Origin of the sequence: Cystobacter fuscus, from assembly GCF_002305875.1 — a bacterium.
Lineage (GTDB): Bacteria > Myxococcota > Myxococcia > Myxococcales > Myxococcaceae > Cystobacter > Cystobacter fuscus_A.
Map to the genome: position 1 here is coordinate 10229781 of NZ_CP022098.1, position 14404 is coordinate 10244184.

Annotated in this window: 11 protein-coding genes; 8 read left to right on the forward strand and 3 right to left on the reverse strand. The window is 66.6% G+C overall.

The window, feature by feature from the left end; all coding sequences use genetic code 11:
• Positions 1 to 5 precede the first annotated feature (5 nt).
• Positions 6 to 1409 (reverse strand): hypothetical protein, encoded by a 1404-nt coding sequence (locus CYFUS_RS41390; RefSeq protein ID WP_095990217.1) that lies wholly within the window; start codon positions 1407 to 1409, stop codon positions 6 to 8.
• A 4-nt stretch (positions 1410 to 1413) separates the two neighbouring features.
• Positions 1414 to 2760, reverse strand: coding sequence for an SPFH domain-containing protein (locus tag CYFUS_RS41395; RefSeq protein ID WP_095990218.1), 1347 nt, complete (start codon positions 2758 to 2760; stop codon positions 1414 to 1416).
• A 350-nt stretch (positions 2761 to 3110) separates the two neighbouring features.
• Here CYFUS_RS41395 and CYFUS_RS41400 point away from each other — a divergent pair, with 350 nt between their 5' ends.
• The 5 genes from CYFUS_RS41400 to CYFUS_RS41420 all read left to right on the forward strand — a co-directional run bounded on the left by CYFUS_RS41400 (position 3111) and on the right by CYFUS_RS41420 (position 8390).
• Positions 3111 to 4388 (forward strand): AAA family ATPase, encoded by a 1278-nt coding sequence (locus CYFUS_RS41400; RefSeq protein ID WP_095990219.1) that lies wholly within the window; start codon positions 3111 to 3113, stop codon positions 4386 to 4388.
• Positions 4389 to 4390: 2 nt separating this feature from the next.
• Positions 4391 to 5026 carry an RloB family protein gene (locus CYFUS_RS41405; protein ID WP_095990220.1) on the forward strand — a complete coding sequence of 212 codons (636 nt, stop codon included), beginning with the start codon at positions 4391 to 4393 and terminating at the stop codon, positions 5024 to 5026.
• A 195-nt stretch (positions 5027 to 5221) separates the two neighbouring features.
• Positions 5222 to 6652, forward strand: coding sequence for a family 43 glycosylhydrolase (locus tag CYFUS_RS41410; RefSeq protein WP_232537876.1), 1431 nt, complete (start codon positions 5222 to 5224; stop codon positions 6650 to 6652).
• A 205-nt stretch (positions 6653 to 6857) separates the two neighbouring features.
• Positions 6858 to 7715 (forward strand): Uma2 family endonuclease, encoded by an 858-nt coding sequence (locus tag CYFUS_RS41415; protein WP_095992538.1) that lies wholly within the window; start codon positions 6858 to 6860, stop codon positions 7713 to 7715.
• Between the two features lie 54 nt (positions 7716 to 7769).
• Positions 7770 to 8390, forward strand: a complete 621-nt coding sequence (locus tag CYFUS_RS41420; protein ID WP_095990222.1) for a hypothetical protein — start codon at positions 7770 to 7772, stop codon at positions 8388 to 8390.
• Positions 8391 to 8411: 21 nt separating this feature from the next.
• Here CYFUS_RS41420 and CYFUS_RS41425 read toward each other — a convergent pair whose 3' ends face one another.
• The gene (locus tag CYFUS_RS41425) at positions 8412 to 9794 is read right to left on the reverse strand and encodes a right-handed parallel beta-helix repeat-containing protein (RefSeq protein ID WP_095990223.1); all 1383 of its coding nucleotides are present in this window, start codon (positions 9792 to 9794) and stop codon (positions 8412 to 8414) included.
• Positions 9795 to 10065: 271 nt separating this feature from the next.
• Between CYFUS_RS41425 and CYFUS_RS41430 the strand changes: the two genes are divergently transcribed.
• The 3 genes from CYFUS_RS41430 to CYFUS_RS41440 all read left to right on the forward strand — a co-directional run bounded on the left by CYFUS_RS41430 (position 10066) and on the right by CYFUS_RS41440 (position 14372).
• Entirely contained in the window at positions 10066 to 10968 is a 903-nt protein-coding gene (locus tag CYFUS_RS41430) for a hypothetical protein (protein ID WP_157758957.1), read from the forward strand.
• 186 nt (positions 10969 to 11154) lie between these two features.
• Complete coding sequence (locus CYFUS_RS41435; RefSeq protein ID WP_095990225.1) at positions 11155 to 11964, forward strand: HAD family hydrolase; 810 nt, start codon at positions 11155 to 11157, stop codon at positions 11962 to 11964.
• A complete protein-coding gene (locus CYFUS_RS41440) occupies positions 11961 to 14372 on the forward strand; it encodes a glycoside hydrolase family 65 protein (protein ID WP_095990226.1) in 2412 nt (803 codons plus the stop codon). The genes CYFUS_RS41435 and CYFUS_RS41440 overlap by 4 nt, the downstream gene beginning before the upstream one ends.
• The last annotated feature ends 32 nt before the right edge of the window (positions 14373 to 14404 follow it).

Genomic DNA, 14404 nt, shown 5'->3' on the forward strand with positions numbered 1-14404 from the left:
CGGGCTCACCGCATGGCCACGGTGCCGCCGCGCCAGTCGGCGGAGCTCCAACGCTGGAAGGCGCCCAGGGCCCCCGGGCTATCGGCGCTCTTCTCCGGCAGCAGGGTGTCGCGCTTGAGCACCTGGAAGGAGGACTTGATACGGCCCTCCACCAGGGCCTCGCGAGCCACCAGCACACGCGAGCCATCCGGGGAGAAGCCCGCGAGTTCCACATAGCCCAGGCTCGGCTCGGTCGCCGCGGGCGCCAGCGCGTCCAGCACCCAGCCCTCCCCCTCCTGGTGGAAGACCCACAGCTCGGTCCACCCCTCCAGCAGTTGCACCGCCACCGCCACCGCCGAGCCCTGGGCGGACCGCCGCACCGAGCCCGGCCACACCAGCCCATAGGTGCAGCGCTCGAAGAGGGCGGACCCTGGAGCCTTCGCGTCCGCCAGGCGCAGGCACGTCTCTCCCGGCTGCCCCTTGGAGAGCGCGAGCACCGGCCCGGCCCCTGGCTGCTCCGAGGCGGGCTCGGACGCGAAGCGCGAGGCACCCACCCGCACCGCGGCGGCCGCGTAGGCGGACTTGTCCTCCTCGGCCAGCTCCGCCTTGAGGACGCTCGCCAGCGACGCCACCGCGCGCTCGCTGGCCTTCGCGCCCCGCTGCGCCTCGCCCCGGCGGGAGAGCTGGTAGGACAGGGCCGCGTGGACCTCGGCACGGCGCAGGTGGAGCCGGTTGGCCAGGTACGCCGGCAGCCGACCCGCGTCCACCTGCTCCAGCACCGTGCTCCGCCACTCGTCGAGCGCCTGCCGCTCCAGCGGGTTCATCGCCGGGTCGATGCACTCGGGCCGCGTCAGCGCGAGCGCCGCCCGGAGCCGCATCTCGGGGCTTCCACCGAGCGCCAGCACCCGGCGGAACGCCTCCCCGTCATAGCAGACGCGGGTGCGGCCCTCGCGCTCGAAGCTGACGAGCTTCACCCCGTAGCTGGCCGCCACGTCGAGGTGCGCCGCCAGGGACGCGTCATTGCTCCTGTGGGAGGTGGCCCGCCGGGCGAGCCGGTCCGCCATGGAGCCCAGTGCGTCGAACAGCTCCGGCCCCACCTGGGAGGCCGGTACCGCGCGCAGCAGCGCCGCCGCGTAGCCGATGCCCAGCGCCTCCGCGCCCGGCGTGTCCTCGAGGAACTCCACCACCGCCTGGAGCCGGGGCACGCTCGCCTCGTCGAGGTGGACGACGCGCACCTGCTGCTCGCGCACGTAGCCGGGGCGCTCGCGGCGGTGATCGTAGACCTGGATGAACCCCTGCCGTTCTCCTCGGACCTCCAGCCACTCTCCCTGCCAGAGGGTGGCCTGGCGGGGAGCGGAGTCCTGCGACGCGGCGCGCAGGGGCGCCTGGTCCTGCACCACGAGGGCGATGGCGACGAGCGTGGCGAGCATGTTCCTACTCCTCGGAGCCGGTGGTGTCGGAGTCCGTGTTCTCGGAGACCGCGGCCTGCGCCAGGGACGAGCCCTTCGACGAGCCGCCCGCGTACCGGGCCTCCTGGGGCTGTCCCAACAGGTTGCCGGCGATGAACCCGCCCGCCTGGGGCGGAGCGATGATGACTTGAATCTTGTCGGACAGCTTGTCCGCGAGCGTCTTCTGGATGAGCAGCGGGTTGCGGCTGATCAGCTCGGCGTCGCGAGCGAGCTGCTCGGAGGCCGCCTTGCCGGTGACATCCACGCGGTAGGCATCGGCCTCGGCGAGCTTGCGCCGGGCATCCGCCTCGCCGGCGGCCTCGATGCGGTGGGCCTCGGCCTCGGCGCTGGCCTGGGTGAGACGGGAGACCTTGGCGGCTTCGGCCTCCAGGCGCCGCTGTTCGATCTCCTTCTCCTTGAAGGGAAGAACGTGGCGCATGGCCTCGGCCTTGGCCTTGGCGGCGATGATCTCCTCGTTGCCAGCGGCCTCGGCGGCCTTCTCGCGCCGGACCTTGTCGGCCTCGGCCTCGAGCGCGGACTGCTTCACCTGTTTGTCCTTGAGCTCGAGCGTGTAGCGCATCTTCTCCGCGTTCAGCTCCTCGGCGAGCAGCACCTCCATGCCGGTACGGTACTGCTGGGGCAGGTCCACGTTGCCCAGCGTGACCGTGCGGACGATGACGCCATCGGCGGCCAACAGGGGCAAGAGCTCGGCGGAGAGGTCCTGCTGGATCTTCACCCGGTGGGTCGAGAAGATCTCCCGGACCGTGTGCTGGGCGAAGTGGCGGCGGAGCACGCCGTCGATGACCGGCTCGACGATGTCCCGGCCGATGTCCTCGGGAAGCCGCGCGGCCAGGGCGGGAATCCGCTCCGGGTCGAGCACGTAGCGGATGGTGACCTCGACGCCGATGGACAGGCCCTCGACGGACTGGAAGGGGGCCGGATCCGTGGCGCGGGTGCTCCGGGTGGGCTGGTAGGTCTGGTCCTTCAGGCTGTAGCGGCTCAGCCGGTGGACCTGTGGCACCAGGAGGGCCCAGCCCTCACGCAGCTCGGCGACCTTGCCGGTGAGTCGGTTGACCCGGATGCCGACCTCGCCCGGCTCGATCATGCACACGGGTTGGGCAACCACCACGCCCGCCACCATCCCCGTCACCGCCAACCCGGCCATCACCCGGCGCCCGCGCTCGGCGTAGATGAGCCACCGGACCCGGCTGACCATCCCGCGTGTCGCCTCGCTGGCCAGGGAGCTCATCCTCCGGAGGAACTCGCCCCGTTTCTCCTCGCCGTGCTTCCGCTGCTCCTGCTGCTGCGTCTCGTTCTGATTCTGCTCGCTCATGAGTGCCCTCTCGGGATGAAGGGCAATGCACGTCGAGTGCCGGGCAGGCGAGCGAACGAGGCCAGAGGAGCGGGCCGTGGCGAGTGCCGAGAGGGAGCGCGAGGACGTGGTCGCACGGACACACCGCGTGGCTGGAGGAACCCACGGACACGTGCACGGGTGCGTCCTGAAACCCACGGGTGCCTACGCACCAGGAAGTGCGCCAGGGTGAGAAGTCCATCTTCACCTACGAGGTGGAACCCGTCACCCATCCCTCTTGTGCGTCTGGAGCCTCCTTTTCGAAGCGTTTCGTGCGTAAATCTTGCGCATAGACGCTCGAAACGGCTACGAGGGCTCCTTCGGAGGCTGCCATGCTGATCCAGTTCCGCGTCGAGAACCACCGCTCGCTGCGCGACGAGCAGGTGCTCTCCCTGGTCGCCGCCAACCTCGGTGGCGCGGAGGATCCTCGGCTGCTCCGTCCCCCCGAGCTCGGCGAAGCGCTGCTGCCGGCCGTGGCGCTCTACGGCGCGAACGCCTCCGGCAAGAGCAATGTGCTCAACGCCCTTGCATTCATGCGCGAGGCCGTCCTCCGCTCCCACCGCTTCTGGGATCCGGAGGCGGGCGTACCCCAGGAATCGTTCGCGCTGTCGAGCAAGGCTCAGAAACCTTCACTCTATGAGGTGGACTTCCTCGTGGGCGGAGTGCGCTTTCGCTATGGCTTCGTCCTGAGTGCGGCGCGCATCGAGGAAGAGTGGCTTCATGCCTGGCCGCATGGGCGTAAGCAGCTGTGGTTCGAGCGCGAAGGGGACCGCTTCGATTTTGGCAAGCACCTGCACGGCGAGAACGAGACCATTCGCGGACTCACTCGCGTGAACAGCCTGTTCCTCTCGGCCGCCGCACAGAACAATCACGCCGCGCTCCTCCCTCTCTTTGGCTGGTTCCGGTCAGCCCACCTCGAGCTGCGCCGCGGCCCGCTCCTCGGGCTCGAGCCCTCACGGGCCGCATTTCTCGGAGACCTCTTCTCCGGGCAACTCGCCCTGTTCGAGGAGGACAATACGGCGCGGAAACACGAGCGTGAAGCCATCGTTCACCTCCTGCGCTCAGCGGACCTGGGCATCCTGGACATGAAGGTCGAGCTCCCGCGCCCGATTCTTCCGGGCAGGTTCGACCCCCGCAAAGTGGAGATTCTCCTGCGCCATCAGGCAGAGGCCGGGCACGAGGTCTGGCTTCCACTGGAGTGGGAGTCCGCTGGGACAGTCACCCTGCTCGGTCTTGCCACTCGGTTGGTGAGGATGCTGAGGCGCGGAGGACTCCTCTGTATCGATGAGCTGGAGGCGAACCTGCACCCTGCTCTTGGGTTTGAACTGTTGCGCCTCTTCCAAGATCCGCGGCACAACCCCAAGGGAGCGCAACTCCTCTTCACCACGCACGATACGAACCTGCTCGGCAACGTCCTTGGTGAACCGCCGCTGCGGCGAGACCAGATATGGTTCACGGAGAAGGACCGGACTGGGGCCACCCAGCTGTATCCGCTCACCGACTTCCGGCCTCGCAAAGAGGAGAACCTGGAGCGTGGGTACCTCCAGGGCCGTTACGGCGCCATCCCATTCCTGGGCCAGCTCGTCATCGATCCAGAGGAGGAGCAATAGAGATGGTTTCAAGGCGACGCCACGATGAGCGCCCCATCCGGCGGCGCGGACCTACCCGTGAGCCCAAACGGCGCATCCTCATCGTTTGCGAGGGGGAGAAGACAGAGCGCGGCTATTTCAAAGACTTCCAGCGTGAGGTTCGCAACCCAGGCGTCCACGTGGAGGTGGCCAGCGAGACCGGGGAGCCCTTGCAGGTCGTCGAGATTGCAGTGCGCCTCAAGAAGAAGGCCGAGGGCGAGGCAAGGTCGCAGCACGACGACAACCTTCGCTGGGACGATGTCTGGGGGGTCGTGGACGTGGACGAGCATGCGAAGCTCGACGAGGCCCAGCAACTGGCCTTGAAGAACGACATCGACCTTGCCATTTCCAATCCCTGCTTCGAACTCTGGGCGCTGCTCCACTTCCAGAAGCAGCGTGCCCATGTCGAGCGTGGCAAGGCCCAAGCCGTGCTGCGGCGCCACCTACCTGGTTACGACAAGGGGCTTGATCTTCCAAAGCTCCACCCTGGATATGGAAACGCCGTTCGCCGGGCGCAGGCGCTGGACGCAGAGGCGCAACGGCAGGCTGCACCGGGCCGCAACCCGACCACGGGTGTCTACCGGTTGACCGAGTCCATTCGTCAGGGAGGCAGTCCCTGAGGGAGTGCCACTGAAGTGCACGGGCGAAGGCATCCCCCAAGGTCCGAACGAGGCACCTGCCCTTCTGTCGGATAGTCGAAAAAGAGCATTTCGACCAGGCACCGGCATCGAGCATTCGGACAGCTCCTTGTTTGATGGAGCATGATCGGCCTGCATCGCCGTATCAACCCATGTTCTGGAGGAATGCTCGTGAAGATGATGAAGCGAGTGCTTGCGATTTGCTCCTTGCCGCTGGTGTCAGCGGCTTCCGTCTACGACTACCGTGCCGACCTGGCGAGCGTGACGATCAACAACGGGCCGGTCTGGTACGATACGACGGGAGGAACGATTCAGGCGCATGGGGGCTCCGTCATCAAGGTGGACTCCACGTATTATTGGATCGGCGAAGACAAGCTCCATGATTCGGCGACGTTCAGGAACGTCGTGTGCTACTCCTCGCCCGACTTGAAGAACTGGAAATGGGTCAGCTACCCGCTGAAACCCAGTTCTCATGCCGAATTGGCGAGCAGCAAGATCGAGAGACCCAAGGTCATCTACAACCAGACGACCGGCAAATACGTCATGTGGATGCATTACGAGAACGCCACGGACTATTCCCTGGGCCGGGTCGCGGTCGCCTCCAGCAATTCGGTCTGCGGCAGCTATACCTATCACGGCAGCTTCCGGCCGCTCGGCTACGAGTCGAGGGACATGACCGTGTTCAAGGACGAGGACGGCAGCGCCTACCTGATGTCCGCCTCGAACTCCGGAACGGGGACCAACGGCTCACTCGCGTCCTTCAAACTGACGAACGACTACTTGAACGTCTCCACCTTCCTCGGTTGGGTGGCCGAGAACGGACATCGGGAGGCTCCGGCGATCGCCAAGCAGGGCGGACGGTATTTCCTGATCACCTCGGGTGCATCTGGCTGGTATCCGAACCAGGCCAGATACATGACGGCCACCTCCATGAACGGACCGTGGTCGGCCGCGCAGAATCTGGGCAACAGCTCGACGTTCTACTCGCAGTCCAATTTCATCCTGCCCGTGCAGGGCACGTCGGCGACGACGTACCTCTACATGGGAAACCGGTGGAATCCGAGCCGCCTCGGAGATTCTCGCTACATCTGGCTCCCGCTGACCTTGAACGGCGCGAACGCAACCGCCTCCCTGGAATGGCGCAGTCAGTGGAACATCGACGCCGTGACAGGGGCTGTTTCGTATCCGAATCTCGTCAACCATGCCCTGGGGAAAACGGCGACGGCCAGCTCCTCCGCTTCTGGCTTCGCCGCGAGCCGGGTGAACGACGGCAATTATCAGGCGGAATGGAAGGCGTCCGGCGTGACCTGGCCCTCCTGGTGGCAGGTCGATCTCGGTGCGACCCGGAACATCCAGGAGGTCGATATCTCGTGGTTTTTGTACAACGGCTCGGAAGCCTATCACCAATATCGGATCGAACACAGCACGAACGGCACGACCTGGACGACGATCGATAGAACGACGAATAAAACATACGGCTTCACGACAGACCCGGTGAACTTCAACGCCCGGTACGTCCGTATCGTGCTCGTCAACGCAGTACTGTGGAACAATCCGAACAACTGGTACACGCCGACTCTGTATGAAGTGCAGTTGCTCGGCGGTTGAGTTCGGCCAGGGGTCTCGAGCCCGGCGAAGCTGGTGGCGCGAGCCCGAACCGTCTCTCACGTGAGACGTGCGCTGGAGTAGGCTCGTCGCGCCTCCCGGCGATGCTCACTCGAAGGAGCGTGCCTGTGTCACATGGCCTACCGCTTGCTCACTGGCGCCGCGGGGACGATTGACCGGGCCCGCCGCGCGCCTCACCCTGGCGGGCATGGCACGGGACGAACAGGAACGAGAGGATGCCTTTCCCCGGGCACCCTCTCGGGAAGAGTGGGCGAGGATGAGCGAGGAGGAGCGGGTCCGGGTGGTGGAGGCCTTGCCCGGAGAGGTGACGTGGGACGAGATGGCGATGCCGGAGGGAGACCTGCACTCCCAGGCGAAGATGGGCGCGCTGCAGGCCCTCAAGGGGTATTTCTCCCGGCAACGGCGGCGGGTGTACCTGGGCACGGAGCTGCCGGTGTACTACCCCGCCGAGCGCCGTTTCGCTCCGGACCTGTTGGCCGTGCTGGACGCCGAGACACACCCTCGAAGCAAGTGGGTGGTGAGCCAGGAGGGCAAGGGGCTGGACTGGGTGCTGGAGGTTCACGTCGGCGGCGACCGGAAGAAGGACGCCGAATACAACGTGAGGCGCTACGCGCGGCTGGGCATCCCCGAGTACTTCATCTACGACCGGGCCCGTCAGCGGCTGGAGGGTTATCGGCTGCCGTCCATCGAGGCGAGGGAGTACGTCCCCATCACACCGGAGCAGGGTCGCTACGGCTCGGAGGTATTGGGGCTGGAGTTGCAGGTGGAAGAGGGGCGGCTGCGCTTCTGGGCGGGTCACGCGCTGTTGCTGGAGTACGAGGAGCTCATCGCCCGGATGCAGGAGATGATGGAGGGGCTGCAACAGCGCGCCGACGAGGAAGCCCGGCAGTTGGAGGCGGCGGAGCGGCTGCGCCAGGAAGCTGAGCGGCGTCTGGCGGACGAGACACGGCGTCTGGCGGACGAGACACGGCGGCGGGAGGAGTTGGAGCGCCGCCTCGCGGAGTCACAGGCCGAGCTGGAGCGACTCAGGCAGCGTGGGGTGTGAGCGGAGACACGGGGCGCGGGGGCTTCGTGTTATGCGCGGGAGGGGAGAGGTCTCATGGATTGGCTCTGGAGTCCGGTCGGGATCGGCGTGCTGTGGCTCGTGCTGCACTGCGCTGACTATCTGCTCACCATCGCCACGGCGAGGTTGCGTGTCCGTGGGGACCTCACGGAGCGGGTGCGCTTCGGGGGCAGCCTCGAGCTCAATCCCCTCTTCGTGCGGGCGGTGGAGAAGGGGCAGTGGGTATCCCCGAGGTTCCTCTTGACGCTGGCACTTGGCGCCGTCCTGTTCCCCATGGTGGTGGCGTACATCCAGTGGGTGGCGGAGGAGCTACAGGAGGGGGTGGCCGACAACCTGTCTGAGGCCATGTGTGGCGCGCTGGTCGTGACGCGCTTCGCGGTCATTTCCGTTCACCTGCAGAACCTCGTGCTCTTCCGCCGGATGCTTCATGTGCCCGAGGCGGCGAGCGTCCGCCTGAGCTACGACCGGGGCACGGTCATGATGGTGACCCGTGCCCGGAAGTTCGAGATGGCGGCCTTCTGCGCGATCGCCGCCCTCGTGAGCGGCCGGCCCTTCTTCCTGGGAGGCCTGGCCGCGACGCTCGCCCTCGTCGCCGCGTTGTATCGCTGGGAGCGCCGTCAGGTGCCCTCCTCGACGGAGAGCAGACCTTCCACGTGAAGGGGCGTCGAGCCGCTGCGGCTACGGAGTCTCGAAAGCTCCCAGGTCGGGCGCCGAACCGTTGTAGGGCAGACCGACGTTGACCCCAGCGTTGACGAGGGCACTCGTCGATTTGAGGCGGAACAGGGTCGTGGCTGGCAGGCTCCCGTCCGGGTTGCGGGCGGCGGTCGCCAGGTTGGTGTCCAGGCTTTGGAAGTCGGCCGACGACGCCGAGAAGCCAGAGTTCCAGGAGTTCTTCTGCTCGGTGGAATTGGCGATGCTGTTCGAGGCACCGAGCGAGATGTTGTTCTTCAGGATGTGCTTCTGACCCGAGTTCACCGGGTTTCCGAGCCCGAAGTTGGTGCCGTTCTTGTAGGCGATCGAGTTGTAGATGATCACCCCACCGGTATTGTTGTTCTGGTCGAAACCCTTTTTCGGATGGCCGAAAGCCACGCAGTTGGTCAATTGGTGATTGGCCTGCGCGTAGTTGCCACCGATCTTGAAGCCGTTACCGTTGCCGGTGAAGCCGCCGTAACCCCAGACGTCCACCCCATTGCGGAAGGCCCAGGAGTCCTTGAAGACAACCGTCTCGGGACTATCGAAGGCGTCGTAGCCGTCATCGGAGTTTTCCCAGGCCCGGCAACCGATGAAGACGTTACCGGGACCCATGGTTTGTTTGGGTCCGAAGCCATCGGCCATGCTGCCGAGCTTCTTCGGGTCGTAGTTCCGGAAGGCATCACAGTTGATCACCGTGGTATGATTGCCCCCCTTGTTGATCTCCAGGCCGGTGTTGCGGTTTTCATAGAAACGGCAATTCTCGAAAGTGTTGTAGGAACCAGTGACGTAGGCGCCCTGGTAGCCGGCCCGGGTAATATCAATCCCCTTGAAGGTCCAATAGCTACCGGTCACGTGGAAGCCGAAGGAGTCCTGAACCCAGGCCTGCTCGGGGAAGGAGAAGTCGAATACGGCCCTGGCGTTGTTGTAGGACGAAATGGTTATCCGTTTGTCGGATTGGCCGGATTTGGTGAAACCAATCGTGTTCTTCTCCCCAGAGGTATAGGGGATCGCGTACGTCCCGCCCTGAAGCAAGATGGTGTCCCCCGCCACGACCGCGGCGAGAGCGGTCTTGAAATCCCAGGCGCTGTCGAAACCAGCGCCGGTATTGGTCGACTTTCCGGTGGGCGAGACATAATAGGTCCTGGCTGCGGCAGCGGTGGCTGTCGGCGCTGGGGTAGCATCCCGTCTATCGACGTTGATACCCAGGCGCTCCGCGCCGCCCGCCGGAGGTTCCGCCGAAGCCGTCGGCTCGTCGAGCGAGAGCGTCTCGGGCTCCTCCGACCCCTCCGGCCCACATCCCCCGAGCGAACATCCCGCGAGGACCAGGGAGAGCAGCGTGTAGCGCACGGATCTATTACGCATGATCATGAATCTCCTGTTTTCACGGATATTCAAGCATGTCAGGTCAGTCCGTTCAAGAGCTGTCACGGAAACACCGCACTCCTGTTACATAAGGCTTCAGTGAAGGAGCCATAAGACACGTCTGACGAGGGAAAGGTATGCGCAGATGTTGCGCCATGACCGACCCGAGGCTCGGTGGGCGGGAAAACTGGAAATCCCCCGCACAGGGTCGACAGTGGACAGCAGGACTCCACGAATCCGTCATGCTCCGTCCCGCGTGGACTACCCTGCGGGCGTCATGAACTCATTGCTTCGCTCATCGTTGTCCGCCGCCCTGCTCACCGGGGTGTGCGCCTGCGTCACCTCCTCGACTTCACGCAAGCCGGTACCCGAAGGCGCGGTCGTCCTGCGGTTCGCGTGGCCGGAGCAACTCTCCGCCAGGGTCACCCACACCCTCCTCCTCAGCGGCTCCCAGGGCCAGCGGACCTACTGGTGGTCGATGTTGCCAGGACCCGAAGAGGGACAGCGGCGGCTGCTCGTTCGAGAGGAGGCCGGTACCTCCCAGTCCGTGCTCTCCACGATGGCGGACCCCGAGAGTTCGATCATCTTCGACGCCCAGGGCGACTTCGTGAGCTACGAGGCGCACGAGGATTCGGACTCCATGGGCTTGCTGAACGCATTGCCGCTCAGTGCCGAGCAGGCCGCCGAGGTTCGCGAGCGGATGGATGCGGCGCGGGAGGACGTGGCCCGGGAGCGCTGGATGCAGCGCGTGGGGCGCTGGCGCGACGTCATGTTGGTGCCGGGAGAGACGGTGCGGACCAGGACTCGGATGTGGGTGGGGCAGAACGCCTTCGAGCGGGAGGAGATGGAAGCCGAGGAGCGCACCACGATCGAGACAGGAGTCGCGTGCTCGCTGGACGACACGGAGAAGCACTGTGTGCGGGTGCGCACGGTGACCGAGCCCCTCCAGCCATACCGGGCGTCTGATCCATGCGCGCGAGCCCGGGCCACCAAGCGCTTCGAACTCGTGACGGATCCGCGGACACTCCTGCCCTACCTGACGCGCTCGCTGAGCGAGTACCAGATGGACTGGTGCCGCGATGATGGGACGGTGCATACCCGGGAGATGCAGCAGGGCGAGGAGTTCATCTTCACCTACGGAGTGGAGCCCGTCCCCCAAGGCACCTACTCACGGCGGTGAGGGGCTCGGCTCGCGAGCCCGGCGGCCTTCTTCTTCGAGCGGAAGCAAGCCGGGCAGGTGTTCGCCCAACCCGGGGAGCCATCGCCTGGCACCAAGATCTGGCCTTCCCAAGGCACTGACCGGCGAACGAGGCGCGTGCATAGCGTGAAGGCGGAGAGGCACCGTGCCCTCCAGGAGTGCCCCGCCATGTCCTCGCCCGAACCCGTGGCCGTCATCCTGTCGCGTGGGGAACTCGATGCGGTCCTGTTCGACTTGGATGGAGTGGTGACCCGGACCGCCCGGGTGCATGCCGCCGCGTGGAAGCGGCTGTTCGACGCGTACCTCCGCGAGCATTCAACGGACCCGGACCGGGACTTCCAGCCCTTCACGCAGGAGGACTATCGGCGGTACGTGGATGGCCGTCCCCGGCTGGAAGGCATCCGCTGCTTCCTGGCGAGCCGGGGCCTGTCCCTCCCCGAGGGCGCCCCCGACGATGGTCCGGACGCGGAAACAGTCCACGGGCTGGGAGCGCGCAAGAACGCCTGGTTCCTCGAGGAGCTGGAGCAGCGAGGCGTGGAAGTGGATCCGGCGGCGGTGGCGCTGCTGGAGCAGGTGCGAGCGGCGGGCCTGCGCACAGCGGTGGTGACCTCCAGCCGCAACGGCGCGGCGGTGCTGCGGCTGGGAGGCTTGGAGCACCTGTTCGACGCCCGCGTGGATGGAGTGGAGGCTGGGAAGCTGGGCCTCGCGGGCAAGCCCGCCCCCGACACGTTCCTCGAGGGCGCACGGCGTCTGGGGTCGGAGCCTGCTCGCACCGCGGTGTTCGAGGACGCCCAGGCGGGAGTGCGGGCGGGGCACCTCGGAGGCTTCGCGCTCGTCATCGGGGTCCGCCGCTCGGGAGAGACGGGCGCCCTGCTGCGGGCTGGCGCGGACGTGGAGGTGGAGGAGCTGTCCGCCGTGCGCGTGGAGGGGGCAGCACCTCCGCGTCCGGAGTTCCACGCCGAGGGAGCGATGCCATGAGTCGGGAACAATGGCTGTTCACCTATGACGGCTTCGAGCCCGCGAGGGAAGGACTGCGCGAGGCGCTCTGCTCGCTGGGCAATGGCTACTTCGCCACGCGCGGGGCCGCGCCCGAGGCCCACGCGGATGAGACGCACTACCCGGGGACGTACCTCGCGGGCGGCTACAACCGGTTGAAGACGGACCTGGCCGGGCGGGTAGTGGAGAACGAGGACCTCGTCAACATGCCCAACTGGCTGCCCCTGACCTTCCGGCTCGAGGGCGGCGACTGGTTCGACGTGCGTGCCGTCACCCCGCTGGAATACCGGCAGGTGCTGGACCTGGAGCGGGGGCTGCTGCTGCGCACGGTGCGCTTCGAGGACGCGGCGGGCCGCAGGACGCGCCTGGAGCAACGCCGGTTCGTGCACATGGGCGACAAGCACCTGGCGGGACAGGAGCTGGTGCTCGTGCCGGAGAACTGGAGCGGGCGCGTCCAGGTGCGCTCGGCGCTGGATGGGCGGGTGGTGAACGCGGGCGTGGCCCGCTACCGGCAGCTCAATGGCCAGCACCTGCGACTGCTCGTGGCCGAGGAGGTGGATCCGGAGACGCTGCTGCTGGAGGTCGAGACGGTGCAGTCACGCCTGGAGGTGGCGGAGGCGGCGCGCACCCGGCTGTTCGTGGAGGATCACCCGGCGGCGCTCCTGAAGACGCTCCTCCAGGAGGAGGGATTCCTCGCGCACGAGTTCACCCTGACGCTGGCCGAGGGTCAGCGCCTCACGGTGGAGAAGGTGGTGGCGCTGTACTCGTCCAAGGATCCCGCCGTGTCCGAGGCGGCGATGGAGGCGCGGGACGCGCTGAAGACGGCACCCGGGCGCTTCGAGGAGCTGGTGGCCACACACGTCCAGGCATGGTCGCACCTGTGGCGCCGGGTGGACATCGAGCTGGAGCTGGACGGGGAGGACGAGCCCCAGCGCGTGCTGCGCCTGCACATCTTCCACCTGTTGCAGACGGTGTCCCCACACAGCATCGACCAGGACGTGGGCGTGCCCGCGCGCGGCTGGCACGGCGAGGCCTACCGGGGGCACATCTTCTGGGACGAGCTGTTCATCTTCCCCTTCCTCAACCTGCGGCTGCCCTTCCTCACCCGCGCCATCCTGCGCTACCGCTACCGGCGGCTGGGGCGGGCGCGCCAGGCGGCACGCGAGGCGGGCTTCCAGGGCGCGATGTTCCCCTGGCAGAGCGGCAGCAACGGCCGCGAGGAGAGCCAGCGGCTGCACCTCAATCCCCGCTCGGGGCGGTGGGTGGAGGACGTGACGTGGCTGCAACGGCACATCAACGCGGCCGTCGCCTACAATGTCTGGCAATACCATCGGGCCACGGCCGACTCGGAGTTCCTCTACTACTACGGGGCCGAGATGATGCTGGAGCTGGCGCGCTTCTGGGCGAGCCTGGCCCAGTGGAATCCCGTGCTCGGGCGCTACGAAATCAAGGACGTGATGGGGCCGGACGAATACCACACGGGCTACCCGGACCGGCCCGCGCCCGGGCTGGACAACAACGCCTATACCAACCTCATGGCGGTGTGGGTGTTGAGCAAGGCGTTGGAGACCCTCCACCTGCTGCCGCGCGAGCGCCGCGCGGAGCTCCTCGAGTTCTTGCGGCTGGAGCACTCGGAGCTCAAGCGCTGGGACGACGTGAGCCGGAAGATGCGGCTGGTGTTCCACCAGGACGGGGTGCTCAGCCAGTTCGAGGGCTACGAGCGCCTCCAGGAGTTCGACTGGAAGACGTACCGCGCGCGCTACCCGGACATCCATCGGTTGGATCGCATCCTGGAGGCCGAGGGGGACTCGCCCAACCGCTACAAGCTGTCGAAGCAGGCGGACGTGCTGATGCTCTTCTATCTCTTCTCGGCCGACGAGCTGCGCGAGCTCTTCGAGCGGCTCGGCTACCCGTTCGAGCCGGAGATGATCCCGCGCACCGTGGATTATTACCTGCAACGCACCTCCCACGGCTCGACGCTCAGCGGGGTGGTGCACTCGTGGGTGCTGGCGCGCAGTGACCGGGAGGCCTCGTGGAGGCTCTTCAACGAGGCCCTGCGCAGCGACATCTCGGACGTGCAGGGCGGGACGACGCCCGAGGGCATCCACCTGGGCGCCATGGCGGGCACGGTGGACCTGCTACAGCGCGCGTACACGGGCCTCGAGGTCCGGGCGGGTGTGTTGCACTTCAATCCCCACCTGCCCCAGGAGTTGAAGCGGCTGAAGTTCTCGCTGCGCTATCACAAGCATTGGGTGGAGGTGGAGCTCACTCCGACCGTGCTGCGGCTCACCGGCCTGTGGAGCCCCCTGGAGCAGCCGCTGGAGGTCTGTGTGCGGGGCGAGTGTCTGCGGCTCCAGTCCTGCGAGACCCAGGAGCTGCGCATCGCCTGAGCGAAACGGTAGGCAAGCCAGCGAGCGCGGCC